At 62.0% G+C, this 245-nt stretch carries 1 pseudogene; it reads right to left on the reverse strand.

The features are described from left to right. A pseudogene (locus J5M67_RS29180) lies at nucleotides 1-245 on the reverse strand (arylsulfatase); the annotation flags it as partial.

Raw genomic sequence — 245 nt, forward strand, 5'->3', positions numbered from 1 at the left:
GGTGAAGGCGTGCATGCGGGTGGTGTTCATCCAGACGAAGAACGGCTTGTCGGCCTTCACCTGCTTGTCGATGAAGTTGATCGCCGCCTGGGTGGTCTCGTCGTCGATGGTTTCCATGCGCTTCTTGGTCAGCGCACCGGTGTCCTCGATCTTGCCGTCGGCGAAGGAATGGATCACCCCGCGCGGGGAGAAGTGCTGGACGTAGGGGCTTTGCGGATCCTTCGGCCAGTAGGGGCGTTCCGGCT

The sequence above is a fragment of the Pseudomonas sp. 30_B genome (genome assembly GCF_017491605.1).
Classification (GTDB): domain Bacteria; phylum Pseudomonadota; class Gammaproteobacteria; order Pseudomonadales; family Pseudomonadaceae; genus Pseudomonas.